The sequence below is a fragment of the Pseudarthrobacter phenanthrenivorans genome, assembly GCF_000813845.1.
Lineage (GTDB): Bacteria > Actinomycetota > Actinomycetes > Actinomycetales > Micrococcaceae > Arthrobacter > Arthrobacter phenanthrenivorans_B.
This window is the reverse complement of record NZ_JWTB01000008.1, coordinates 1-20,846: the sequence shown is the minus strand read 5'-3', so window position 1 is coordinate 20,846 and position 20,846 is coordinate 1. Positions and strand designations below refer to the sequence as shown.

Below are 20,846 nucleotides of genomic sequence, written 5' to 3'. Positions count from 1 at the left end.
GGCATGAGTGCAAACCGACTGTCCCAGGACATGACCCTCAAAGAGGTAGCCGAGGCGATGGGCGTTACGGAGATCAATCTGCGGACGCGGATGTGCCGTAAGGCGGCAGGCCGCAGTGCACCCTCTTTTCCTGCCCCGCGCAAGAAGATTGTCGGCGCCTGGTTCTGGGACCGGCGGGCAGTGACGAAGTTTATTGCCAACCAAGACAAAGCCAGTCAAGAAGGAGCTATGGCGAAGTCCTGAAGGTCCACCCCTGCCCAGAAACCTGAGGAGGAGGGGCTTCGCTGTGCCCAGTTTGAGTGGAGCCGTCAGGCGTCGCCTGAGAGCTGGCGAATCGACAGCACGGGCGTCGTTTCCCGAACGGTCACCACTCCGTCCCCTCGAACGTCCAGGACCAGCTGTGCCGGCTCGCCCACGGTCAGCCTCCCTATGGCAAGAAGCGGGATCTCGGTCCCGTCCTTCCGCAGCTTCGAAACGGATAGGTCGGCGTAATCCTCTGTAGGCGGCCGGTCCTCTGCGAGGCGGACGATCTTCCGCGGGGTCGAATCGAGATCGATGCTGTACAACGTGCCGCTGGAGGTTCGTACGGCGAAGCAGCCACTCATGCCATCAGTTATCTGGTGCAGGTCCACTGCCGCATCGTAACTGACCCTGAGTCGCACAAGTTGGGCGCTCTCCGGAACGTGGCTGCGCCGTTTCAAAAAAACCCATTCCCTGATGTCTGCACGTGTCCCGGAATCTCGCGGCGGAACGTCCGATTCGTGGCTGGATCCACTTGCTGTTTCTTCTCCTAGGACTACGGAATACCTTGTTCAGCCCTTTAAACACGCGGCTGAACACGCCCGGCTTAATCCTCAAATGCCACGAAACCCGGTGATAGCTTCACCCTTAGCGGTTTAACAAAAAGTGTCTCTGTCAGACCGCCAAATCGAAGTTGAAGCAGTTGCGGCCCTCGGGCTGCAGCCAACTGAAAGGACGGGCAGATGGCGAAGCCAGCAGCAAAAGCAGCCCGCGGCCGGCCAAGTAAGGGCCTCCGCGGCTTCATCGGTTTCCGCGTCCAAGAGAAGACGGCGGATGAGGTTGCCTTCATAGCTGCATCCAAGGGCATTACCGTCACCGACTATGTCTCAGACGCTCTCGCCAAGCAGCTGGCACGGGATAAGAAGAGACCCGAGTTCCGGCAGCAGCAGCAGAACGAACTGCCCATCCAGCTCGCGTCCTAACGCAAGCACTTTCAGAACCGCGACAACATCTTGCCCGTACTACTGACCCACAGGAGGAGACCCATGGCCGCTGACGAAGCGACTCCAACGCGCCGTGGCCGTAAGTCCAAAGGGGCACGGCGGGTTATTGGTTTCCGCTTGCCGGTCGAGAAAGCCGACCTCGCACGCGAAATAGCCACGGCCGAGGGATTCGAGCACTTGAGTGACTGGGTCTCGATGACTGTGACCGAATACATCGACTCGACCGACCTGGGCAAAGCCCACCAGCAGAAGGCGGCGCAAATGTCGGGTTAAAAGAAGAAGGCCCGCACTTGGCGGGCCTTCGAAGCCTTGATGTCTCCACAGCTTGCCGGCAACCGAGACATCTAACCAAACAAAACCTTCCGCGTCTCCGCGGTAGGTCCCATTCGCACATCCAAATCGGCTTCCCGAAAGGAATAGCTTCATCGTACAGCACCCCGTGATCGGGCTGCCAGACCTTGCTGTCGGCGTGCCGCACGTCAAAAATGCCACTGCCCAGGCTGCCTGGGCTGCCCTCGCACCTGTTCTCGCAGGTCAGCCGCGTGTGCGGCTTTCCAAGGACGCCGGTAAGTCGTATCCGCAGAAGCATGAACGAAATCTCACCGATGTACTTCCGAGCGTGCCGGCGGCCGTCCGGATCTTCGGCAAAGACGGCACCTGCGCCGCGATCTTCCTCGACTTCGACTCCTCGGTAGCCGGGCAGGATTGGGTCCAGGCCGACGTCAGAGCCGTCCAGACGTGGCTGCACTCGGTCGGGGCCCGCTGGATCGAGGACTACTCCCCCAACGGCGGCCGCCACGTCTACGTCCCGCTGGCGCAGCGGGTCACCTTCTCTGAAGCGCGTGATCTTGTCGAGGCGCTGGGCACCCGGTACCGGACCCTGGACAAGACCCCGCACCAGAACCTGCTCCACGGCTGCATGCGCACGCCCGGCTCACCGCACAAGCGTGGCGGTCACCAGGAGCTGGCGATGAGCCTTTCCATGGCCTACGACATCGCCCGCCGGCCCAACAGCGCCGCGGTCTGGGCGGCCATGACCGCTGACCTGGCCGCCGAGATCAAGGCTGTCCGCGCCCTCCGCCAGGAGGAAACCTTCACGCCGACCGCCGCAGATGCACCCGTCATCGACCAGCCTGTTGGCCGGATGTCCCGTGCGATGCAGGTGCTGGCGCAGACAGGCATGTACGACACGAACCGGTACGCCACCGACTCGGATGCCCGCCAGGCAGTCATCGTTGGCGCCGCGGCCGCCGGCCTCGAGCTGGTTGATGTTGAGCGCCGGATGCTCCAGGGAACCTGGCCCGGTTTGGCCTCCTTCTATGCAAGGTACGCCGCCCGGCACCGGCTCCCGGCCCTGCGCAGGGACTGGATGAAAGCACTCTCGTACCTCAGCAAAAACCCGGCCAACGGGGACGGAAAAAACAATGTCCGCAGATCCCCCACAAGCCAGCCAAATACACAGGCGGCAGGGGTAAAGGTGTCTAGCCAGATTTCGAATCCCGATGCAGAGCATCGGTTCATCCGGACCTGGCGCAATGCACTGAGGATCAGGGAAGTGAACTATCAGCAATCTCGGACAGGGATGGCCAGAAGGATGGTGTTGCGGGCCCTGGGGGAGGCAGCCCACATGACAGCATCACGCTTCATCGAATTCGGTGTCCGCTCCATCGCCGTTGCCACCGGCCTCGACCACACCACCGTTGGCCTTCATCTCCGCGAGCTGCGTAGCGAGAAAGATCCCCTGGTTACCCTGGTTGAAGAAGCCCGCGGAACGAAGGGTGACCTGTACATGCTCACCGTCCCCGAAGAGCTGAAGACCGCCGCCGAGGACGCATCCTGGCAGAAAGGGAAGATCCACGCTCTCCGCCCGGTCTTCAGGGAACTCGGACTGCCGGCAGCCTTCGTATACGAAGCACTCGAGCACTCCCCCGGGCTGTCCACCATGGAGATCGTCCGGGCGACCAGGCTCTCCCGCTCCGCCGTCCATGAAGCCCTGGAAATCCTCACCGCCTGGAACATGGTCACCCGTGACGCCGGCCGCTCCTGGTCAGTGGTCGCAGGAACTTCCCTGACGCAGCTTGCCGAGTATTTCGGAGTCCTGGAGGCCGTGGCGACGCAGATTCACCGGTACCGCAACGACCGCATCATCTGGCGGGAATGGCTCGCCAGGAACGTGACCACTGTCGCCGAGCTCCTCTCCCCCGGCGACGACTATCCGTGGGAAATGTTCGAGGGACCGCCCGACGACTGGTCACTCTCCGATATGGCGTTCGGCAGGGCCGGGTAAGGGTCAGCGCAATGACGTCGTCACGGTTCCCATGTCACCGTTAGGCTATCGGCCTGCCGACCCATGCCAGGTGACGGTTTGCCGTGGTCAGTCTGTCTTGCTGGCGTCCGCGCAGGATCGCGACTCTTGTCCTGCCCTCTATCACCTGCAAGCCGTCACCTGGCGGGTCGAGAAGGGAGCGGTCGATCAGCACAGGCGGAACCGACCACGTGCCGCGTTCCTCCCAATCGGCCTTGACGCTTGGCTTGTACCGAGATTTCGCAGTCAGCCAGTAGCGGTGCTGGGCCGCGAACCCTTCGATGAGGCCGGCTTCGCTGGCGCCGGTGGGCATGGCGTCGAATTCAGCGGCAGGAACTTCTTCCAAGAACCAGTCCACGCGGTCCAGCGAGACGGCGTCATAGTCGACCAACAGTTCGTGACGGTCGCCGAACTCCCAAAGCCACTGCCGGAGTACCTCGGTCGGCCACTGCAGGGCCGCGATCTCGGGGCGCGCCGTGAAGGCGGCAAATTCCTGCTCGGATCTGACGTTCCGGTCGGGGTCTAGCACCAGGTCCCGAAGTCGGGTCAGTACCGGCCTGTTTCCCTGCTGAAGGTTCATGGGCTACAGCGTAAATCTGGCGATCTCACTGGAGCGGGAACCCCATCAGCCGTTTTCGCTTTCTTCACTTGCGAAGCATGTTTAGAAGGTAAAGCAAGGCAGAGTAGCTACTCTCCCCCGTTGTCGTCCAGAACGGCGCGTGCAGCTGCCGCGTCGTGAAGGTCGGGCAGGTACTTCTCCTGCTCTTCGATCTTGCGGCGGTAGAAGTCATGTGCGGCTTGCTTCGTAACGCCTAGCGCTTCGCCGATCTGGGCCCAGGTCGCGCCAGATTCGCGTGCCGATTTGATGACATACCAGCGGCGGGCGGTTAGCAGTTCGACGGCCTTTGCGTTCGCGCGTAGCGCCTCCAGTGCGGCGACTTCCCGTACCTCAGTAAGGAAGTGTGACGCGGCCGCCCGTGCCTCGTCTCCCCCGTTGGCAGAGACCTCCCGCCACGTCTCTCCGCGATTGAAGTCCTCCCACACGCTGAGCAGTTCGTGGACATCTCCGCGGCTAAGGGCCTGCTCCACTGACTTTGCATCATCTTCCATCCGGTCAAGCTAACTTGACGGATTTTCCCGGTCAAGGGAAGAGACGACTTCCGAGATGAACGCAGCGCCGTGGCGAGCGGCTTATGGCGCGGCAGCGTGGCAAAATCCGGTGAGAACTACAACTACAGAGGGGCATCATGGCAGTAACGTCTCACAAGCTCGGCTTCGGGTACGGCACCATTACCGACAACGGTGACGGCACGGCGTCCTACAAGAAGCCTGTCGAATTCACGCAAGCCTTCCGGGTCCGGATTGCCGATGTAACCGGCTTCTCCGTCAGCAAGGGTTCTAAGGCGCTGGAGCGGACTCTGCGGATCCTTGGCCGCGGAACCGAGCTGCCGTCGTCAGCGTCAACCATGGGGTCGCGGAGAAGATCGAGGACTGGTTCCGGGCGCATCCCGACTTCGGTTCCAATGTGGAGCTGGCGGCCACTCCGGCGGCCCCACCGTCTGCGGCACTCGACAGCCGGCTAATCGCCGACGAACTGACCAAACTCGCCGGCCTCCGTGACGCAGGGGTCCTCACTGAGGACGAATTCGCCGCACAGAAGGCAAAACTGCTCGGCTAGGACATCCCCGACAAAGGCCCCGGAAATCCCCGGGGCCTTTCCTGTTTGTGGTGAGAGTTCCTGGATCTCGTACCGACTAGAGTGCAACCCCGCCCGCGCCCCTCCTCCCAGGGCGTTTAAGCACTGCCGGCGAGGTTCCGCTTGCAAGTGAAGAAAGTGCTTACGGCGTCACCGGCTTTAGTTGTTCTACTGCTTTCGCAGTTTAGGACGGTGAACCCGGCGGTCAATGTGAAGACGTTTTTCCATGCTTGCCTTGGTCCGCATGTTTCACAAGTAAAGACGGCGGAGCTGTTTTCGTTTCGGTCACTTGCCGAACCACCTTCGCAAGCGTTGACCGTGAATAAGGCTTCACATGATTCCCCGTAAACACAAGGACTAAATGTGGTGAATGTGGACAATGCAAAGGTTGCTTTACCGTCTCCACGGTATTCACAAGTGAAACCAGCGAAGACACGCAAGCCAGCTTCCAATGCAACGCAGGTGTTGCTGGCTACGCTGGAAGCACTTGTGAAAGGGACCCCAAATGAAGGAAACTCTCGACCGCGGTGCGCTTAGCCGGGTCGTCGCCGTGATCAACGGCAAGGGCGGTGTGTTCAAGACCTCGCTGGTTGCCAACGTCGGTGGACTCCTGGCAGAGGGCGGATCGCGGGTGCTGCTTGTGGACCTGGACCCCCAGGGCAACTTGGCCGAGGACCTGGGCTACGCCGAGCAGGGGGACGCAGGCCGCAGCCTCGCCGCCTCGCTGTGCTTCGGCGGTACACCGGACCGGCTGCAGGACGTCCGTCCCAACCTGGACGTCATCGCCGGCGGCGCCCATCTGGACGATGCAGCGGCATTCCTGGGCGCTAAGGCGCAGAAGGATCGCGACGCCGCCCATCTGGCCCTGGCAAACCTGCTGGCAGGCGTGGCGGGGGAGTACGACCTAGTACTTCTCGATTCGCCGCCGGGTAACGAACCGCTGCAGGCTGCCGCCGTGGCCGCCGCCCGCTACGCCCTGGTTCCCCTGAAAACCGACCTCTCAAGCCGCAAGGGTGTCGCGGCCGTCGCGGCTCGCATGGACAGCGTCGTGGGGCTGAACCCGACGCTGGAGCTGCTCGGTGTCGTCCTGGTCGGTACCGGCACGAACTCCAAGCAGGTCCACAAGGTCACCCGTGATCATCTGACGGCCGATTTCGGCACGGATGAAGTGCTCTTCCCGATGACCGTGCGGCACGCTGAGGCGACCGCCCAGGCCTGCAGGGAGCGTGGTCTGCTCGCCCATGAACTCGAGCGCGAGCTCAGCAAGGGCCCGAAGTGGTGGGAAGTCCTCCGCGGAGAGGCGAAAGCCGGCCATGTCGGCCCCAGGTCCGCTTCGAGTGTCGCCGAGGACCTGCACGCCGTCGCCATGGAAGTTACCCGCCGAATTGCTTTGTCTGAATCTCAGGAGGTCAACGCGTGAGCGCCGAACCCACACCAGGCCGACCCTCACTCGGTCTACCCCCTCGTCGTGCTGCAGCACCGGCCCAGGAAGCGCCCTTGGCTCGTATGCTGCCAGGGAAGCGGCCCGAGGAGCCGAAGAAGGCCAAGCCCAAGGCGTCGCCAAAGCTTGCGAGCATGACTGTCTCCCTGCCCGAGGAGCTTCGGAACCGGGCCCGTGCCGCATACCGTGCCACGAGCTACGCCGAGGGGGACAACACCTGGAGCCACTTCGTCGCCAAGGCAATCGAGGCGGAAACTGCCAGGCGCGAGGCAGAGCACAATGGCGGCGAAATGTACCCCGCCTGGGGCGAGAACTTGCCCGGCGGCCGCCGCCTGAAGGACAACTGACGCGGCCCTCGACCTCGTCTCGCTTCACCACGCGACGTTGAATGCCTGGGACGCTGCCTCCACCACAGCTACCGGGTTGTCGAGCCGATCGACTGGCCTGGCGCCATCCAGATAGCCAGTTGCCGCTGCCGCCAACCACAGAGCGAGGCTGGCCTCACTGCGGCCGGCAGCCCCTGCGATGGCCAGCAGCTCTTCGATGACGGGGCGGATTATGCGTCGGCTGCGGTCTATCTGGAAGCCCGGGTACCGGAGGCCTTCGGGTCGCTCGACGGCCAGGAGTCTGCCGGCGGCCCGCTCATCTGAAGCGAAGTGGGCGCTGGCAGACGCGTCCGAAACTGCTGCGGCGACCTCGGTGTCTGTGAGCAGCCCAAACTCTGCCGCCATCTCCTGCCAGGCATTTTCGGTGGCTTGCAGGGCGCGGGTGTATTGGGTCGAGTGCTCGACTGCCCGGAATTCCCGCACGGCTAATCAGATTCCAGCTCGGAGTCCGCTGGCGAGTTGCAGGACTGGTTCGACTGGACCACCGCTTTCCAGCCACTCTTTAGCTGAGCGGGGTATGCCCTTCAGGACGAGATCCGGCTGCGGGGTTAGGAAGAATCCGGCAACCGACTGCGGATGCAGATCCGCGGGCAGGACAGCAAGGACCCTGTCGAGTCCGGGGATGGGCGCCCCGCCCTGGGTGAATTGCCATGCCGGGAGCTGCGCTCTGCCGCCCTGCTCGTAGGCATAAAGCTTTAGGTCGGTCATGTCCTGGCGGACGCTTGATTCCTGCCGCCCGAGAAGCTCTGCCACCGCTTCGGTCCCGAGCGCCTGGTCTTCCATCAGAGCCCGTGCTGTCCTGTCGCCCACAGCGGCCTGGGAAATGCTCGACTGGTTGGCCTTGATTCCGGCATTCCTGTCCCAAAATTCCCGCTCGGCGGCCTGAAACGACCGAACGATCGCCGAATTTTCACTCATGTCCTGGCCTCTCGCATGGCAAGGCGAACTTCTTCTGCCCAGAAGGCTTCGCCGCCCTTCAGCTGGTCGAGTCCCTCCTTGACCGACGCCAAGAGATCGTGGTCGGAAAGCAACGCCGCGGTCTCACGTCTGCGGTCGACCGCGTCGCTCTCTGGAGAGGTTGCCATAGGGGGAATTCTCGCAGGGTAAATGCTGCGTTGGTAGCACTCCAGATCTCAGGGAGTTCCCTCCAAGAGGGGGTGCATGCCCCGCTGAGCGCCTATCAGGGCCTCCCGGGCACTCTCCGCCGTCCGAGGCTGGGAAAGGGGCTTAGAGCGGCTCACACAGCCCTCGCTGGTCGTAGGCTGGGTGGCACCTGAAGCGACGACGGAAAGGATCCTGCGGTGTTTGACCATGATGCTGTCCATGAACGCTCGGTCGCTGCCCAGGAGCGTTGGCGGTCCGAAGTCGCCAGGGACACACTGGGACTCCAAGAGGTGGCAGAGCTCCTTGATCCGCAGCACCCGGACCCCGCACACGTCGAGCAGCTGGTCGAATCCGGAGAGCTGCTTGCAGTGCAGCACGAGGGTATAACCAAGTTCCCCAGATACCGGTTCAACGGGGCGGCCGTCCGCGGCCATCCCCGCGCTCCTGGCACTGGCGAGGCGCAACGGGATTCCGTCTTGGGACGTCTGCTACTGGATGATCGGCGCCAGCAGCATGTTCGCAGCCCAGGACCGTCCAATGGATCATCTCGAAGACCCCGACCAGCTGCTCGCCGCTGCCGGGATCACTTTTGAGGCGGTGTGGTAGCAAGGAGCCGATCTCCACAGAGATCTATGCTGGGACTTTGAAGGAGGGCGATGGAAGTGTCGAGTGCACCAGACGGGCCGCAGGCCCTATCCGTCTTCATGGAGACCTCCGCGGTGGTCGCTGAACTCTGCGATGTCCTCACCTCAAAGCTTGTGGCATCCTTGGCCGGTTTGAAGGAGTCCGGACAGGTCCATAAGTGGGCCCGCGCTGAACTCGAGCCTGGCCCTAGCCAGGCAGTCCAGCAGAGACTTCGCTTTGCCCATGACGTCCTGCATGAAATTGAAAGCGCCATGGGAACGAAGGTGACCCAGGCCTGGGCCACCTCTATCAACCCCCGCCTTGGCTACGATTCGCCACTCAAGGCCATCCGTGAGGACCGTTTCCAGGAGACAGCGGCAGCGGCAAAAGCACTGCTGGAAGAGTCCTACGACGGATGAGCCGCAGGAACTGTAATGACTATCCTGCGAGGGACTTCTCAACCCGCAGAAGGTCCTCATCAGTAAGGCCTTCGTAGCAATCCGGCTGAATCAGCAGGAGATCCTCCAGCAGGGGATGGGCCGCCCGCAGCTCGTCCCCGTAGGCCGGCGAGAAGGAGTCATCGTCGATCCAGACCACCCTGAACGGCGCCGACTGCCGCCCCATGAGCTCCGCCACCTGCGGCTTCTTCCAGGAGAGACGTGAGCGTCCCCAGAAGAAGACCTCGCCTGGCTCAGGGTCGTACAGGACGGGCAGGGTGGGCAGGCCGACCTGGTCGAGCCACTGGGTCTTACGACCCCACGAGGTCAGCCACTGAACGTCGGCGGATGCAGCCCACCGGGTGATGGCCTCGACCACTGCCGGCCGGAACGTCACAGTCACCGGGGCCCGCGGCGGAACGGCCACAGTCGTGGTGACCCGGTCAGGTGTCGGAGTGACCTTGCGGTGTGGCAGCGGGAAGACGCTGCCGTCCAGGTCGAGAATCACGAACGTACGGGTCATCGTTTTGCCCCTTTCCGCGGCCCGGGATGACCCGCTCCTAGATCCTATTCGGGCCCCGTTCTGAGCCGGTCCAGGGATGCCCGGTCAGGCCAGTATGAGCCTGCTTGAGCCAGTCCCGATGACCCCGTTCTGAGCCGGTCCCAGCAGGGTCAGAAAGAACCGCTCTGGACCGGTTCGCGAACGGTCCAGAAGAGCCGACCTGAGCCGGTCCAATCGAGCTTCGGTGAGCCGGTCCGAGCAGGGTCAGAACCGGCCCGGATGAGCCGGTTAGACAGGTTCAGAATGAGCCGGTTCAGCAGGGTCAGAAATGGCCCTCTCCACGACTGCGAATGCCCGTCCGTCCAAGACCTCCCAGTCGGTGATGACCTGCCACCCGATGGACCGGGCCACGGCGGTCAGTTGAGGAAAATCGAAGGCAATGGAATCGGGGGTGTACTTCACGACGTGCAGCTCTTTGCCCTCGAGGATCACGAGCTCCTGAGAGTAGAGCGCTTCGTCCTCGGGCTGCTCGTTCTTCTGGACGACGGCGACGCAGGGATGCATTGGATGGTCCTCTCGGTGGGTACCCGAATGAGTCTAGGCGGGGGAGTGGCCGAAAAATCGAGGGGCGGCGGAAGAGAACAGAACGGGAACCAAGAAGAGAAACGAACAGGTCAACGAACAGGGAACCTAAGAGGTCAACAAGAAGAGAAGCTAAATGGTCATCAAGCAGCCTTCCACAACGGATAGGTCATCGCTCTGGCTACTTCCAGCCTGCTCGGCGTTCCGATAAGCCTTCGTAGGGCGAAGCCCGGAGACGGCGTTCGCCGTAACGCCAACACCCAGGCCACCGGCCAGTAAACGCAAAGACTGCTAAACGAATGCAACCGATCCGTTGCCCTGCCCTGCTGCTGCCCTTGGCTCAAAAGCACCCTCGGTCCTTCGGGCCTCGACTCCGTTGAAGATCCTTGCCCGCCTTGCCCTGGCAACGTCTTCTCCCTCTGCGGCTTGCCGTCTCGCCTGGATAAGCAAAAGCCTCGGCATCTCCAATGCGCAATCTTTATAGCCTCACCTATAGCGCTTGTCGCTACGCTCCAGCGCATAGTGGGTATAAGATATTGTCATGCCTGCGATACTTACCATGACTCCAGCCTCGATCGAAGAGCTGCGCATGCTTGCTGCGTCTCTTCCCGTCTCGACCGTCGGCCCTCGGGATTTCGCCCGGAGAATCGCCGTGCGTGCCTACTCGCTTGGACTGAGCGACAGCGAACTGATCGGCTTCCTGAAAAGGCAGACTGCTAAGCGGCCCGGTCTTTCCTCCGTGCTTACTGACCGCCTCGCATTCCGTCAGCTCCTCGCTTCCTGCCGCCGTGCGGCTCTTTCTTCCTCCCCTGCGGGGCGGCGGAAAAACGCCGGCAAAACGGCACGGCTCACCCTGGGCCGGATCCTCGCTCCGGTAGTGGCCGGCGCTGACGGTGTGGCCCTGTCGCCGGCCCGGCAGATCCGGGCGCGGACGGCACTCGCGATTGTCTGCGTGGAGCAGCTCAAGTCGATCAACGGTGAGAAGGGGTGGAACACCATCCGCGTTTCATACCCTTGGCTCGCGCTCCGGCTCGGTTCTTCATGGCCGACGGCAAAGGCTGCGCTGAACGATTTGTTGGAGCTTGGCTGGATCCATGAACCCAGTGCCGGCCTGCGCCCGGGCCAGCCCCGCCGGTTCAAGATCAGCGGCTACTTGAACCCTGACCAGAGGGCTCTCGTTCAGAGGCTCAAAGACAATGGCGAGGGGGTTGTTGAACCGGGTCTCTACGAGGCCATTGGTGCCCTGGCCGAACAGGAGAATGAAGCGAGTCAAAGGGATCTCCTGGGGGCCGCTGTGACCCGGTCCGTGAACCACCCGGCGTGGACCTACGGCGAGGCGCCCCTGGGGGCCAAAACCTGGCTCTTGACCCTGGCTCGGGCGGCCGGCGTTGACCCGGTCCAGCTGGGTCTCCCGAAGCGGTCCATTCCGGCCCTGAACCGGCTCATGGCCGAGGCTGGTTTGGACCGTCTGATCGGGTCAGCACAAGGGGACACCAGTGCTGCAGAAAGTGACCTCCCAGGTCAGCTCGCCGAGGTCTTGAAGACCTGGGCAAAAGCGACCGGGGCGTATGAGGCTGCGGCCGCCGCCAGCGCCGCCTACAAGGACAACGCCAAGGCCCGTACAGACGAGATCGCCAGGGTCCGCAAGCTGCGTGTTGATGCCGGGCCTGCGATGGACCGGCTCTTCGGTGAGGTGGCTTCCATCCCGGCTGCGGGCAGCTCGGCGGACCGGTTGAACACGTGGGTCGCAGGTGCCTCGAACGCTATAGCCAAGGTGCCGCCGATGACAAAGGACCGCCGGAATGCACTGACCCGCGAGCTCAAGAAGCGGCTCAAGAAGCGGAGCTACCAGGGGGACGCTATAACCCTGGTAGCCGAGAAGGTTATGGCCAATGCCCGGCCGCTGCTCGGTGCGGCCGAGACCGTGCCGCTGGCGACCGACGACCCGGCAGTAAAGACCGCGTGGCTGAGGGGCGTCACCGGCGCAATGCAGGGCAAGGCGATGCAGGTCGGTGAGCGGAATGCCTTCGAAGCGGAGCTGAAGGCGCGCTTCCGGAGCCGCGGTTACGAGAGGGACAAGGCCGGCCAAATGGCTGCCCTGATCCTCAAGGACGTCGCCCTAGCGGCATAAGGGGACACCAATCTCGCACAACACGATGCTGGTGCTGTGGCTGCCTGATGGTGGCTGCGGCACCAGCTCTGTTTAAGCCCATTGAACATGCCAGTTCCGGGCGGCCCAAGGGGACACCAAAAGTGTCGTATGCTTTCGACGGCGGTCTACGTGCCGTCAAAACAATGAGTCCTTTCTTCTGAGGAGTTATTGAGCAAGGCAAACCGGGCACCGCTCTTGTCGCGAAAGATGTGCCCACAAAGGCCAGGCATCTGTTTGAACCTGGCGAGCTGGTAGAAACGGGCACCGCTCTTTTGCAGAAGATGTGCCCACAAAAGGCCGCCAGGGCCGCCTTGTCCTGGCGGCCTTTTTGTTGCCCAAAGTGGATGGCGGAGCGCTTCCCGCGAAGCCCTGCATGCAGTCAGGACACACGACCCAAGGGGACGCCACTCCTGCGGAAGTGCAGTACGCTCGGAGCTCGGTAAGGAGGTAGCCCCGCCGGCTACCAGTCGGCGGGGCTACCTCCTGTCGTGGATCAACGACGGTACCGCCGCCAGAACGGCGCCGGCTTAGGCAGCAGCAGATTGCCGAGTGCGACGAACACCGCCACGCCCACCATCGGTGTGAACAGGAACCCGGAGGCGATCCCGACTGCCGAGATCGCCCCCAGTGTCATGACGTAGTACAGGATTTCTTTCCGAGCCGTGGCGCTCGGTGGTTGTGCCCGTTGTACAGTCATAGTGTTGTAGCCCTTCCTCGTGACGGTTCACCCTGTTATCGATTCGAAGGTGCAACGGCCCGCGGTGCTCGAACACCGCGGGCCATTTTTTTTGCTGGCCACCTTCTACTTACGACGTTAGACCCAAGATGGCGGGTAGGGATGGAGACTCCCGAAAAGTGGACTAGTTCGTAACCTCGGGGTGGTCCGATCCCCTGTGTTCCGGGGGTGATTGGTCCACGCCATGGTGGTCTTGGCCGTGGTCAAGGGCACGTGGGCAGGTATGGGGCACTCCCGGGCGTCCACGCTCAAGATGTCCACCAAATCCAGGGGAGCCGGGCATCTTGCCGAGAAGGGGACACTACGTCTGCGCGACGCCTGTTTTTCAGGAGTGCGCCTGGCCAGTTTGGGTAGCACCTGTCGGGACCACTGGGCAGCAAGTGCTACTCGCCTGCCTATAAGGACGCGAGTCCCTTCATCGAAGAACACCACGACGGAGTTGCCCTCCAAAGCCTTTTCAGGTGCGCAGGGGTTGGCTTCACGCTCCGCATGCGATGTCGGCAGCGCAGCAGGGGAGATGGAGGGGCTACCGAGGTCGAGGCCGGCCTCCATCACGCGTCCTTCGGAAAAGATGTCTGGCATGGTGACGATCTGGCCGGCGTCCTTGGGGTAGACGACGGGGCCCTCGTTCTCGGTGGGCGCCCCAAGGGACGCTATTACTCAAAATGTATATACGGTACACTAGAAACGCATTTGATAAACCGTCCGACACCGCCGCGGGCCGGAGTGAAAACGGCCCGCAGAACGGAGAGCCCCTGCATGGCAAGACCCCTCAAGCACCCCACCGGTCCGGTGGTGACCGTCAGAGACCTCGATAGCGGCGAAATTGGTTCGTGGTGCTTCGGACTGATCCGCCCTGTTGATTCCCACATAGCGAGGAACGCGCATGCGGCTGCAGAGCGCGGTCAGGAGTACTGCCTCATGGGCGTCTGGGTGAAGTGCGACCTCAGCACGCCAGTCGGTGCGACAGCGGCACTGTGCCAGGGGAATCCCGGGCGGACGCAGCTGATCGAGGCGCCGGACGGGGTTCGTGCGGTACTTCAGTTCCCCGAGTCGGGCCTGAGTTCCGAGGAGCCGGAGGTGCACGATGTGTAACTCATTGTCAGAGCCGAAACCGGGGCGTTGCAACGGCAAGTGCAACAATCCGGTCCACCGCTCCGGATCCCAGCGCGCCTGGGGTGGCATCCGGCGAGCCCGTGGCATTGGCCACGACTCCCCGCCCGAAGTGGACCAGGTCGAGATGAACCTGACCGAGGGGGACAAGGAAATAACCCTGCCCAGCAACAGCGAGCTCAGGGGCATCCTGCGCACAGCCAACTGGGGGGCTCCCCAACCGGATCCGGAAGACACCTGGGCGGTCGTGGAGTACGAAAAGGGCAGGGAATGCAGGGAGCAGGCCAGGGCTACCCTGCGGGAGCTCTACGGCTCGGACATGCTGGCTGCAGTGGCAGCCGGCTACGCCGTTGCCGAGCGGAGCGAAGAGCTCGCCGGTATTACTGCGGCCGAGGTTTGTGAAGCCTGGGAGAAGCGCGTTGAACAGGCACAGGCCGCATACGACGCATTCCCGGCGATCCTGGTAGCGCGGATCAAGCTCGGTGAGAGCCCGGAGGCACAGTACGCCGAGCACGAGCGTCTCCGTCAGACCTTGAACTCAGCCTGGAACGGCACCGACGCTGCGAGCCGGAGCGATCTGCGCAAGCTCCGCGACGGCTATCAGGCCGCCCTTGCAGAAATCCGACCCATGGGAGGGACGCTAGAACTGGATGGGGACAGCCGGCCGGAGGCCGCCGCGGCCGTTCAGAGGGGAGCCCAGTACTACCCCACGGAGTGGACGCAGACCTCCAACGAAGGGCTGAAGATCTACGCGTACGTCGTCGAGGGCCGGGGGCGGTACAGGGCCTTCGGTGAAGGGGTTACGACTGTTCTCTCCCACAAGGTGATGACGATGGACTGGCCGCCGGAGCGTACCCCTGAGCCGAACCCGTATGGAGAGTGGGTGCCAACAGGTGAGGTCACGGAAGGCGGCCTTGTCAGGTACCGGTCAGAACGCTGGGAAGTTGCCCAGCCCGGGACGCAGATCCCTCCGGCACTTGCCGGGGAGTACCAGGAGTGGATCCACCCGGTCACCGGGGAGCGCCACATGCGCCGGCCAGAGCTGGTAGCACGCAAGGTGTACAAGGCCGCCTCCGGCATCGCGATCGGTAACTACAGGCCGCCGGCGATCGAAGGTGCGGGAGCGATGGATGACGTCGCGATCCACGAGCTGGCCCACCGGTACGAGGAGCAGGTGGCATCCATTACGGACATGGAGAATGAGTTCCTCGAGGCGCGGACGCGGCTTTTCGATGGAACTCGGGAACAGCTCGTTGAGTGGTCCGGATCCATGGTGCGTCCGGACCACTTTGCCTCCCCGTACACGGGCCGCGATCCATACGTCACCGGTGCGACCGAGGTCCTCGCTACCGGCGTCCAGTCGCTCTTCGGTGGCGCCCTCGGCGGCCAGATCGGGCTTCATGGCCACAAGAAAGACCTGCACATGCGGGCCTTCGTACTGGGCGTCCTGGCGACGGCCAGCGGCAGGAAGGGTGAGGAGCACTAGAGGGACACTAAAACGGGAGGCCCCGTACCGCTCGCCGGTACGGGCCTCCCGGTTCCTGGGAGGTCCCGGCCCTTAGAGAGGGATTGCTTCGCTCAGGATGCGGGCCATGACAGACCCTTCGGCGCCTGCCGGGATGACGTCCACCTCTACCCCGAGGAGCTCAACCAGGTCGAGCCGGAGCTCCGAGAGGTCGAACAGGGTCGCCCCGGGTTCTAGGTCAATAAGCAGGTCCAGGTCTGAATCCCCGGTATCTTCGCCGCGTGCGGCCGATCCGAAGACACGGACGTTGTGCGCCCTGTGGCGGCGAGCTGTCTCAATGACCTCTTGGCGGTGCTCGGCGAGGATTTCAGAAGGCCGTCCCCTCATCGAATTCACATCCCCATTGTCGCGGACGGCAAATGAAAGACGGCCGCCACAGCACTCCGTTTGGGGCTGCAGCGACCGTCCTCCGTTGCGGCTAGGCTGCAGCCGGGCTGTACAGGGCTGCCAGGTAAGACTTCGGGTCGTCTTCCTCCATGCTGAGCGCTTCGATGCGCTCTGCTTCGGTCATTTCCCAGAGCTGGTCTGCTGCTGCCTTGATGCTGATTTCGTCAGTGCTGCCGGCGAGGGTTTCGATGGCTTCGGCGATGTCATTCGTCGCGGTGTGCGCCAGGATCGAGGTGCCGGCAACCTGTGCGCGAACCCGCAGGACCTGTGCCCGGCGGATTGCTGCCCGGGCGGGGATTTCGACTACTACGGCCATGGTGTGCTCCTTCGTTTGTTCTTCCGGTACACCGTAAGTCTATCAATAAAGGTAGCTTAGCGCTACCCTTTTATGGAAAGTTCTCGCTTGGAGTGAGGGACATAGAAAAGCCCGCCCGGGCTTTCCTGGGCGGGCTTTACCCTGCATGGGCGGGGAAGTTTTGGGTTGGCTACTCTGCGGCGGCGGCCTCCAATGCTTCACGGATTGCGTACTCGCACTGACCCAGGATTGAGCGCATGCTGCGGATTCCGGAGTGCTCGTTGTCGGCGTAGATGTCTTCGTTGCCGATGGAGTAGACGCCGTAGTCGCGGCACCCGCCGGCCTCGATGCCAAAGACCTCCATGGCCAGTGCGATGTCTTCTGCGAGATTAGCGTGCGCGTCGACCCACACCTGGCGCTTCTCGTAGGTGCCTTCCTCATCGTCGCCGGCTCCGCGGTTGATGCCGTAGGCGTCCTGCTCGCGCTCGGCGGCAGCCCAAAGGTAGTCCCAGTTTGTGCCCGACTGGGTGTACACGATCTCGATCTGCTCGACGACCTGGGCGACGCGGGCTTCGGTGACGATGTTCATGGGGGTCTCGCTCTCTGTTGTCCTGCTGATTGTTAGAAGTCGGTGTCACTGGGTCTGTATGCTGCCCGGGACGATCCCGGGCAGCACGGGTGGTGATGGTCAGGCAGGCTGCGGGAGAGTGATGTTGTTCATTGCGATGCGGTCAGCGGTGAGTTCACCGGTGCAGCCGGTGGCGACCAGTCCGGCCAGCAGGTCGTGGCGGTCCAGTGCGAGGGCGATGGTGACGGCCTGGGAGATGACCTCGTGCTCGTCGCCGTCATTAAAGGGGTAGGCGTCAGGGTTGTCACCCGCAGCTTTGATGGTGTCTTTAACGATGCCGATCCGCTTGGCCACGACGCCCTCCTTCACGGAGTCGTAGGGAGCATCGCGTAGCATGGCCAGGATCGCCGGGCTGTCAGTTGCGCGCAGGATGCCCTGGTAGACCTCTTCCGTGAAGGTCTTGCCGCAACGCAGGATGGCCGCGTGGTCACGCAGGATCGTGTGCCGCGACGTGACGGCTGATTCCAGGACGTCGTCCCAGCCGTTGGAGATGGCCCGACTCACGACCTCAGCGACGACGCGGCTGTCGGCGTTCTCAGCAAGGACAACGTGGCCCAGGAGTCGGCGGTTCTTTGACTCAAAGGCCAGGTCGTGGAGGCGGTTCCAGCCCAGGTCGTCCACGGCGGCGAAGGAGGGGGTGGCCTTGGCGGCGGTTACTGCTGACATGTTCGATCCTCTTCCTGCTGTTCCTGCGGTACCCCTTAATTCTAACAATAAAGGTAGCCGATCGCTACCTTGTGAGGCGTCAATTGATAACAGTAAGGTAACACTTGGCTACCTATTCGTTGTGCTCCTTAAGTAGCCAACTGCTACAATTTAGGTATGGACAGACTTGCAAAAATCGAAGCCCTGCGGGACTCAACGGCCCCGGTCGGCGGGCTGGTGGACACCGCCGGCGCCGCAAAGCTGCTGGGCCTGAGGAGCGTGCCGCCGAACGAGGCGCAGGACTCTGAGGATGGCGAGCCGGACTACCGGCTGCTTGGTAAGCGGCTCTCCACCTGGCTGGCAAAACTTCTCGGCGTACTGCGCGCTGGCAAGAGCCCCACGGGGATCCTTGCAGCGATGCCTGACCCAGTCGGCTATCTCCATGGCGGCCCCGTTTGGCGGGTGAGCGACATCGAGAAGATGCGCCCCGCCGTCGAAGCGTCGGCAGGCAGTGTCGGCCGGCCGCGCAAGAACCCTCCTCCCGCAGAGTCTGCTGCCTGACTCACCACCACCAAGGGCCCGGTCTGCCTTAGCGGACTGGGCCCTTTCTATGCCTGGGAGATTCTCGGACTAGGGGGACACTCATATGTGGTTGGGCGTCCTTCAGTCAGCCAGAGGGTCAGCTGCTCGTCAGTGGAAGCGTCGATGATCTGGACCAACGCCCAGTTCCCTGCGTGGTTCGAGGCGGCGTGAAGATGGTCTTCCCAGTCCTCTGCGTACTCACGAAGGGCCTCGAGCAGGTCGGCTGTTGCTTCGCTCAGGGTTGTGCCCTCGCCGGCGATCGGCAGGCTGGGAATGAACATGGCCCAGGCTCCGCCCTCGTTCACCACCTGCACATTGGCCGGGGTGTTGCGGACCAGGTGCTGCAGGAGCCGCTCGGTGTTCACTATCGAGGCAGACCCGGTGCCCCGCTGCACGACGGTCAGGCCGCCACGGTCGGCGGTGTCCAGAATGTCCTTGAAGGAACTGAGCGCCTCAGTGAAACACAGGGCCTGCCGGTTCGGCGTTGAGGGGCTGGTGCTCATAAAACCAGTGTGTCAGGTGCGCTGTTGCCAGGGGGCATGCGCCCTACGCCGCGGGCTCCAATGCAGGAAGCAGCCGGTCGACCGTCGCTGCGGTGATGCCCAGGCTTAGCAGGACCTGGGCGGCCAGGCCTTCACGTTCGGCGGTAAGTCCGTAGAGCAGATGCTCAGCACCGATTCGGTGGGCCCTGCGTCGGTCGGCGAAGCTCACGGCCAGGTCCAGTGCAACTTTTGTCCGGGGGGTGAGGCGCTGCACCGGTTCGCGTGACGGCTTTCCCGGGGTGATGACGGTCCGGACCGCAGCTCGGAGAGCCTCACAGCTGGTTCCCAGGGCTCCCAGGATGTCGGAAAGTTCAGGCCCGGCAATAGTGGCCAGGGCGAGTAGCAGGTGTTCGGTCGCGGCGGATGGGTGGCCGTGGCGGCCGGCTTCTGCGCGGGCGAGTATGAGGGACGCGGAAACGGCCTCACCGAGAGGCGGGATCATGGTGCTTCTCTCTGGGTCACTGGGGAGGAGGGTGCGGGCGCCTGCCAGGCTCCAATCAAGGCAGGATCCCGCACTCTCACGATGGTGGGGTCAGTGGATGCGGTACTGGATGAAGCACTTGTCGTTATCCCGGTAGCAATCCAGGAAGTACCGCAGTTCATCCAGGATCCCCGCTGCCGCGGTAGAAAGCCCGTCGTGAGGCGCAGTGTTTATGTCGCATTCGTTCATCTGGTCGAAGCTCAATGGGCCGAAGTCCTCCACCCGGACGCCGGCGGCCCGGGCGTAGTCGTAGTCGCGGTGGTATTCCAGGAAGTAGGTCAGCGCCGCGGCCTCCTGGATGCTGATCGTCTCAAGCTCTCGGAAGTCATCGTCGTGGATGTCAAGCCCGACAGTGACCTGGCGGGTGTCGTCGGCCGGCACGCTGGCAAGCGCCTCCTGAAGCTTCTCCGCGCGGAACGCCGCCCGGGCTTCATCCGTAAGTGCGTTGAAGTTCGCGTCGCGCAGGTCGAACCGGTTCAGGTCCATGCTGGACCCGTTACGGAAGTGGACCGTTCCGGTGACGCCTGAGCCAGGAGTGATCAGGGCCTGCTGCAGTATGAAGTTGGGCTTTTCGTGCCATGTCTGGTTCATGCCGGTCTCCTGCGGTTGTTCGTACTGGCTGGCTGGGGAGAATGCGGGACGCCTGTCGGGCGGCAATCAGGGCAGGTGCCCCGCACTCTCTGGCGAGTGAAATGCTGGCCTAGAACTCGATTTGTGTTCCTTGCTTACATTAATAATTCTCCCACATATACGTGTTGGTGTCTACTCCAGGCGAAGCGCTTGAGGGGACGAGGAAACCGTGCCCGGCAGTGCAGTGCCTATCCGCCGGAGTGCAGCTGGGCTCGTGCGTAGTCGGACCGGATCCGCTTGAGCTTCCGCTGCGTCCCGGTGGCTTCAGGAGCCTCAACCGTCTCGACCTGTCCTCGCTGGACGCGGCGCTTGAGGGTGTCCGGTGCGATGCCGAGCATGAGCGCATAGTCGGCCAGGGAAATGGTCTCCCTGGAGGCCAGGAACGCCTCTGTAACGCCGTCGTTTGCGCCGGCCGGGCTCTCGTCGCCCAAGGCCTGTTTGACCTCTCCCAGGCCCAGCGAGGGCACTGCCGAGAACTCTTCTGCCGTTGGCCAGGAAGGCTGCTGTGCAGCCAGGTAGCGTGCAACCTCCAGGGATGGTGCCCGGCGGCCTCCGCGCTTCGATTCCGGATCGGGTTCCAGGGTGAAAGGCAGCTTCCCTGCAGCGTGGTGGGCGTTCACGACGGCCGGCGCCACACCCAGGAGCTGCCCCACCTCGGCGGTGCTGACCCAGGGCTTGCCGGAGAGCAGTGCGACCGCCGGATCGTCCGCCGTTGTGGGGGACATAGAATCCTCTGCGGCATCTGCCCGGTGAGCCCGCTCCACGACTGCCAGCTGGGCCTTCTTCAGGTGGGGCCGACTGTGCAGTTC

29 protein-coding genes and 1 pseudogene are annotated in these 20,846 nt (G+C 63.1%); 12 read left to right on the top strand and 18 right to left on the bottom strand.

What is annotated here, in order from left to right; all coding sequences use genetic code 11:
• Positions 1-3: 3 nt before the first annotated feature.
• Positions 4-243, top strand: a complete 240-nt coding sequence (locus RM50_RS04305) for a hypothetical protein (protein ID WP_156133829.1) — start codon at positions 4-6, stop codon at positions 241-243.
• Between the two features lie 65 nt (positions 244-308).
• Here RM50_RS04305 and RM50_RS04300 read toward each other — a convergent pair whose 3' ends face one another.
• Positions 309-632, bottom strand: a complete 324-nt coding sequence (locus RM50_RS04300) for a hypothetical protein (protein WP_156133828.1) — start codon at positions 630-632, stop codon at positions 309-311.
• 351 nt (positions 633-983) lie between these two features.
• Here RM50_RS04300 and RM50_RS04295 point away from each other — a divergent pair, with 351 nt between their 5' ends.
• The 3 genes from RM50_RS04295 to RM50_RS04285 all read left to right on the top strand — a co-directional run bounded on the left by RM50_RS04295 (position 984) and on the right by RM50_RS04285 (position 3,531).
• Positions 984-1,223 carry a hypothetical protein gene (locus RM50_RS04295; RefSeq protein WP_043450387.1) on the top strand — a complete coding sequence of 80 codons (240 nt, stop codon included), beginning with the start codon at positions 984-986 and terminating at the stop codon, positions 1,221-1,223.
• Positions 1,224-1,286: 63 nt separating this feature from the next.
• The gene (locus RM50_RS04290) at positions 1,287-1,517 is read left to right on the top strand and encodes a hypothetical protein (protein ID WP_043450386.1); all 231 of its coding nucleotides are present in this window, start codon (positions 1,287-1,289) and stop codon (positions 1,515-1,517) included.
• A 169-nt stretch (positions 1,518-1,686) separates the two neighbouring features.
• Positions 1,687-3,531 (top strand): MarR family transcriptional regulator, encoded by a 1,845-nt coding sequence (locus RM50_RS04285; RefSeq protein WP_240471863.1) that lies wholly within the window; start codon positions 1,687-1,689, stop codon positions 3,529-3,531.
• A 40-nt stretch (positions 3,532-3,571) separates the two neighbouring features.
• Here RM50_RS04285 and RM50_RS04280 read toward each other — a convergent pair whose 3' ends face one another.
• Entirely contained in the window at positions 3,572-4,129 is a 558-nt protein-coding gene (locus RM50_RS04280) for a hypothetical protein (RefSeq protein WP_052259954.1), read from the bottom strand.
• 107 nt (positions 4,130-4,236) lie between these two features.
• Positions 4,237-4,659, bottom strand: coding sequence for a hypothetical protein (locus RM50_RS04275; protein ID WP_156133827.1), 423 nt, complete (start codon positions 4,657-4,659; stop codon positions 4,237-4,239).
• A 415-nt stretch (positions 4,660-5,074) separates the two neighbouring features.
• Here RM50_RS04275 and RM50_RS20310 point away from each other — a divergent pair, with 415 nt between their 5' ends.
• The 3 genes from RM50_RS20310 (at position 5,075) to RM50_RS20970 (ending at position 7,033) form a co-directional block, all read left to right on the top strand.
• Complete coding sequence (locus RM50_RS20310; RefSeq protein WP_240471861.1) at positions 5,075-5,227, top strand: SHOCT domain-containing protein; 153 nt, start codon at positions 5,075-5,077, stop codon at positions 5,225-5,227.
• A 523-nt stretch (positions 5,228-5,750) separates the two neighbouring features.
• Positions 5,751-6,665, top strand: coding sequence for a ParA family protein (locus RM50_RS04270; RefSeq protein WP_082006966.1), 915 nt, complete (start codon positions 5,751-5,753; stop codon positions 6,663-6,665).
• 155 nt (positions 6,666-6,820) lie between these two features.
• Positions 6,821-7,033: a ParB family protein gene (locus tag RM50_RS20970; RefSeq protein ID WP_205622222.1), complete on the top strand. Its 213-nt coding sequence runs from the start codon at positions 6,821-6,823 to the stop codon at positions 7,031-7,033.
• A gap of 24 nt (positions 7,034-7,057) precedes the next feature.
• Here RM50_RS20970 and RM50_RS04260 read toward each other — a convergent pair whose 3' ends face one another.
• The 3 genes from RM50_RS04260 to RM50_RS20600 are packed head-to-tail and all read right to left on the bottom strand — an operon-like array spanning position 7,058 to position 8,157.
• Positions 7,058-7,495 carry a hypothetical protein gene (locus RM50_RS04260; protein ID WP_043450383.1) on the bottom strand — a complete coding sequence of 146 codons (438 nt, stop codon included), beginning with the start codon at positions 7,493-7,495 and terminating at the stop codon, positions 7,058-7,060.
• A gap of 6 nt (positions 7,496-7,501) precedes the next feature.
• Positions 7,502-7,990, bottom strand: a complete 489-nt coding sequence (locus RM50_RS04255; protein ID WP_052259952.1) for a hypothetical protein — start codon at positions 7,988-7,990, stop codon at positions 7,502-7,504.
• On the bottom strand, positions 7,987-8,157 hold the full coding sequence (locus tag RM50_RS20600) for a hypothetical protein (protein ID WP_156133826.1): 171 nt from the start codon (positions 8,155-8,157) through the stop codon (positions 7,987-7,989). Before RM50_RS20600 ends, RM50_RS04255 begins: the two co-directional genes overlap by 4 nt.
• A gap of 681 nt (positions 8,158-8,838) precedes the next feature.
• Between RM50_RS20600 and RM50_RS04245 the strand changes: the two genes are divergently transcribed.
• Positions 8,839-9,219, top strand: a complete 381-nt coding sequence (locus RM50_RS04245; protein ID WP_156133825.1) for a hypothetical protein — start codon at positions 8,839-8,841, stop codon at positions 9,217-9,219.
• A 19-nt stretch (positions 9,220-9,238) separates the two neighbouring features.
• On the opposite strand, the gene RM50_RS04240 is transcribed toward RM50_RS04245, so the two are convergent.
• Together RM50_RS04240 and RM50_RS04235 are read right to left on the bottom strand one after the other, a co-directional pair.
• Positions 9,239-9,760, bottom strand: coding sequence for a hypothetical protein (locus RM50_RS04240; protein WP_043450380.1), 522 nt, complete (start codon positions 9,758-9,760; stop codon positions 9,239-9,241).
• A 267-nt stretch (positions 9,761-10,027) separates the two neighbouring features.
• Entirely contained in the window at positions 10,028-10,303 is a 276-nt protein-coding gene (locus RM50_RS04235; RefSeq protein WP_052259950.1) for a hypothetical protein, read from the bottom strand.
• Between the two features lie 559 nt (positions 10,304-10,862).
• Between RM50_RS04235 and RM50_RS04230 the strand changes: the two genes are divergently transcribed.
• Positions 10,863-12,452 carry a hypothetical protein gene (locus RM50_RS04230; RefSeq protein ID WP_043450377.1) on the top strand — a complete coding sequence of 530 codons (1,590 nt, stop codon included), beginning with the start codon at positions 10,863-10,865 and terminating at the stop codon, positions 12,450-12,452.
• A gap of 514 nt (positions 12,453-12,966) precedes the next feature.
• On the opposite strand, the gene RM50_RS20595 is transcribed toward RM50_RS04230, so the two are convergent.
• Together RM50_RS20595 and RM50_RS21040 are read right to left on the bottom strand one after the other, a co-directional pair.
• Positions 12,967-13,170 (bottom strand): hypothetical protein, encoded by a 204-nt coding sequence (locus RM50_RS20595; RefSeq protein WP_156133824.1) that lies wholly within the window; start codon positions 13,168-13,170, stop codon positions 12,967-12,969.
• Positions 13,171-13,722: 552 nt separating this feature from the next.
• Positions 13,723-13,827: pseudogene (locus tag RM50_RS21040) on the bottom strand (tRNA (adenine-N1)-methyltransferase); the annotation flags it as partial.
• A gap of 141 nt (positions 13,828-13,968) precedes the next feature.
• Between RM50_RS21040 and RM50_RS04225 the strand changes: the two are divergent.
• Positions 13,969-14,304: a hypothetical protein gene (locus tag RM50_RS04225; protein WP_043450375.1), complete on the top strand. Its 336-nt coding sequence runs from the start codon at positions 13,969-13,971 to the stop codon at positions 14,302-14,304.
• Positions 14,305-14,308: 4 nt separating this feature from the next.
• Positions 14,309-15,808 carry a hypothetical protein gene (locus tag RM50_RS04220; protein ID WP_167562154.1) on the top strand — a complete coding sequence of 500 codons (1,500 nt, stop codon included), beginning with the start codon at positions 14,309-14,311 and terminating at the stop codon, positions 15,806-15,808.
• 72 nt (positions 15,809-15,880) lie between these two features.
• Here the strand turns inward: RM50_RS04220 and RM50_RS04215 are convergent, their stop codons facing one another.
• The 4 genes from RM50_RS04215 to RM50_RS04200 all read right to left on the bottom strand — a co-directional run bounded on the left by RM50_RS04215 (position 15,881) and on the right by RM50_RS04200 (position 17,823).
• Positions 15,881-16,174 (bottom strand): nucleotidyltransferase family protein, encoded by a 294-nt coding sequence (locus RM50_RS04215; protein ID WP_043450371.1) that lies wholly within the window; start codon positions 16,172-16,174, stop codon positions 15,881-15,883.
• 91 nt (positions 16,175-16,265) lie between these two features.
• Positions 16,266-16,550, bottom strand: a complete 285-nt coding sequence (locus tag RM50_RS04210; RefSeq protein ID WP_043450370.1) for a hypothetical protein — start codon at positions 16,548-16,550, stop codon at positions 16,266-16,268.
• Between the two features lie 169 nt (positions 16,551-16,719).
• Complete coding sequence (locus RM50_RS04205) at positions 16,720-17,118, bottom strand: hypothetical protein (protein ID WP_043450369.1); 399 nt, start codon at positions 17,116-17,118, stop codon at positions 16,720-16,722.
• 99 nt (positions 17,119-17,217) lie between these two features.
• Positions 17,218-17,823, bottom strand: a complete 606-nt coding sequence (locus RM50_RS04200) for a hypothetical protein (protein ID WP_043450368.1) — start codon at positions 17,821-17,823, stop codon at positions 17,218-17,220.
• A 156-nt stretch (positions 17,824-17,979) separates the two neighbouring features.
• On the opposite strand from RM50_RS04200, the gene RM50_RS04195 reads away from it, so the two are divergent.
• Positions 17,980-18,363, top strand: a complete 384-nt coding sequence (locus RM50_RS04195; RefSeq protein WP_043450366.1) for a hypothetical protein — start codon at positions 17,980-17,982, stop codon at positions 18,361-18,363.
• Between the two features lie 47 nt (positions 18,364-18,410).
• On the opposite strand, the gene RM50_RS04190 is transcribed toward RM50_RS04195, so the two are convergent.
• The 4 genes from RM50_RS04190 to RM50_RS04175 form a co-directional block, all read right to left on the bottom strand.
• A complete protein-coding gene (locus tag RM50_RS04190) occupies positions 18,411-18,887 on the bottom strand; it encodes a hypothetical protein (protein ID WP_052259949.1) in 477 nt (158 codons plus the stop codon).
• A 43-nt stretch (positions 18,888-18,930) separates the two neighbouring features.
• Positions 18,931-19,368, bottom strand: a complete 438-nt coding sequence (locus RM50_RS04185; protein ID WP_043450365.1) for a Clp protease N-terminal domain-containing protein — start codon at positions 19,366-19,368, stop codon at positions 18,931-18,933.
• Positions 19,369-19,458: 90 nt separating this feature from the next.
• Positions 19,459-19,998, bottom strand: coding sequence for a hypothetical protein (locus RM50_RS04180; RefSeq protein WP_043450363.1), 540 nt, complete (start codon positions 19,996-19,998; stop codon positions 19,459-19,461).
• A 227-nt stretch (positions 19,999-20,225) separates the two neighbouring features.
• On the bottom strand, positions 20,226-20,846 hold a 621-nt coding region (locus tag RM50_RS04175; protein WP_043450362.1), incomplete at its 5' end, for a hypothetical protein.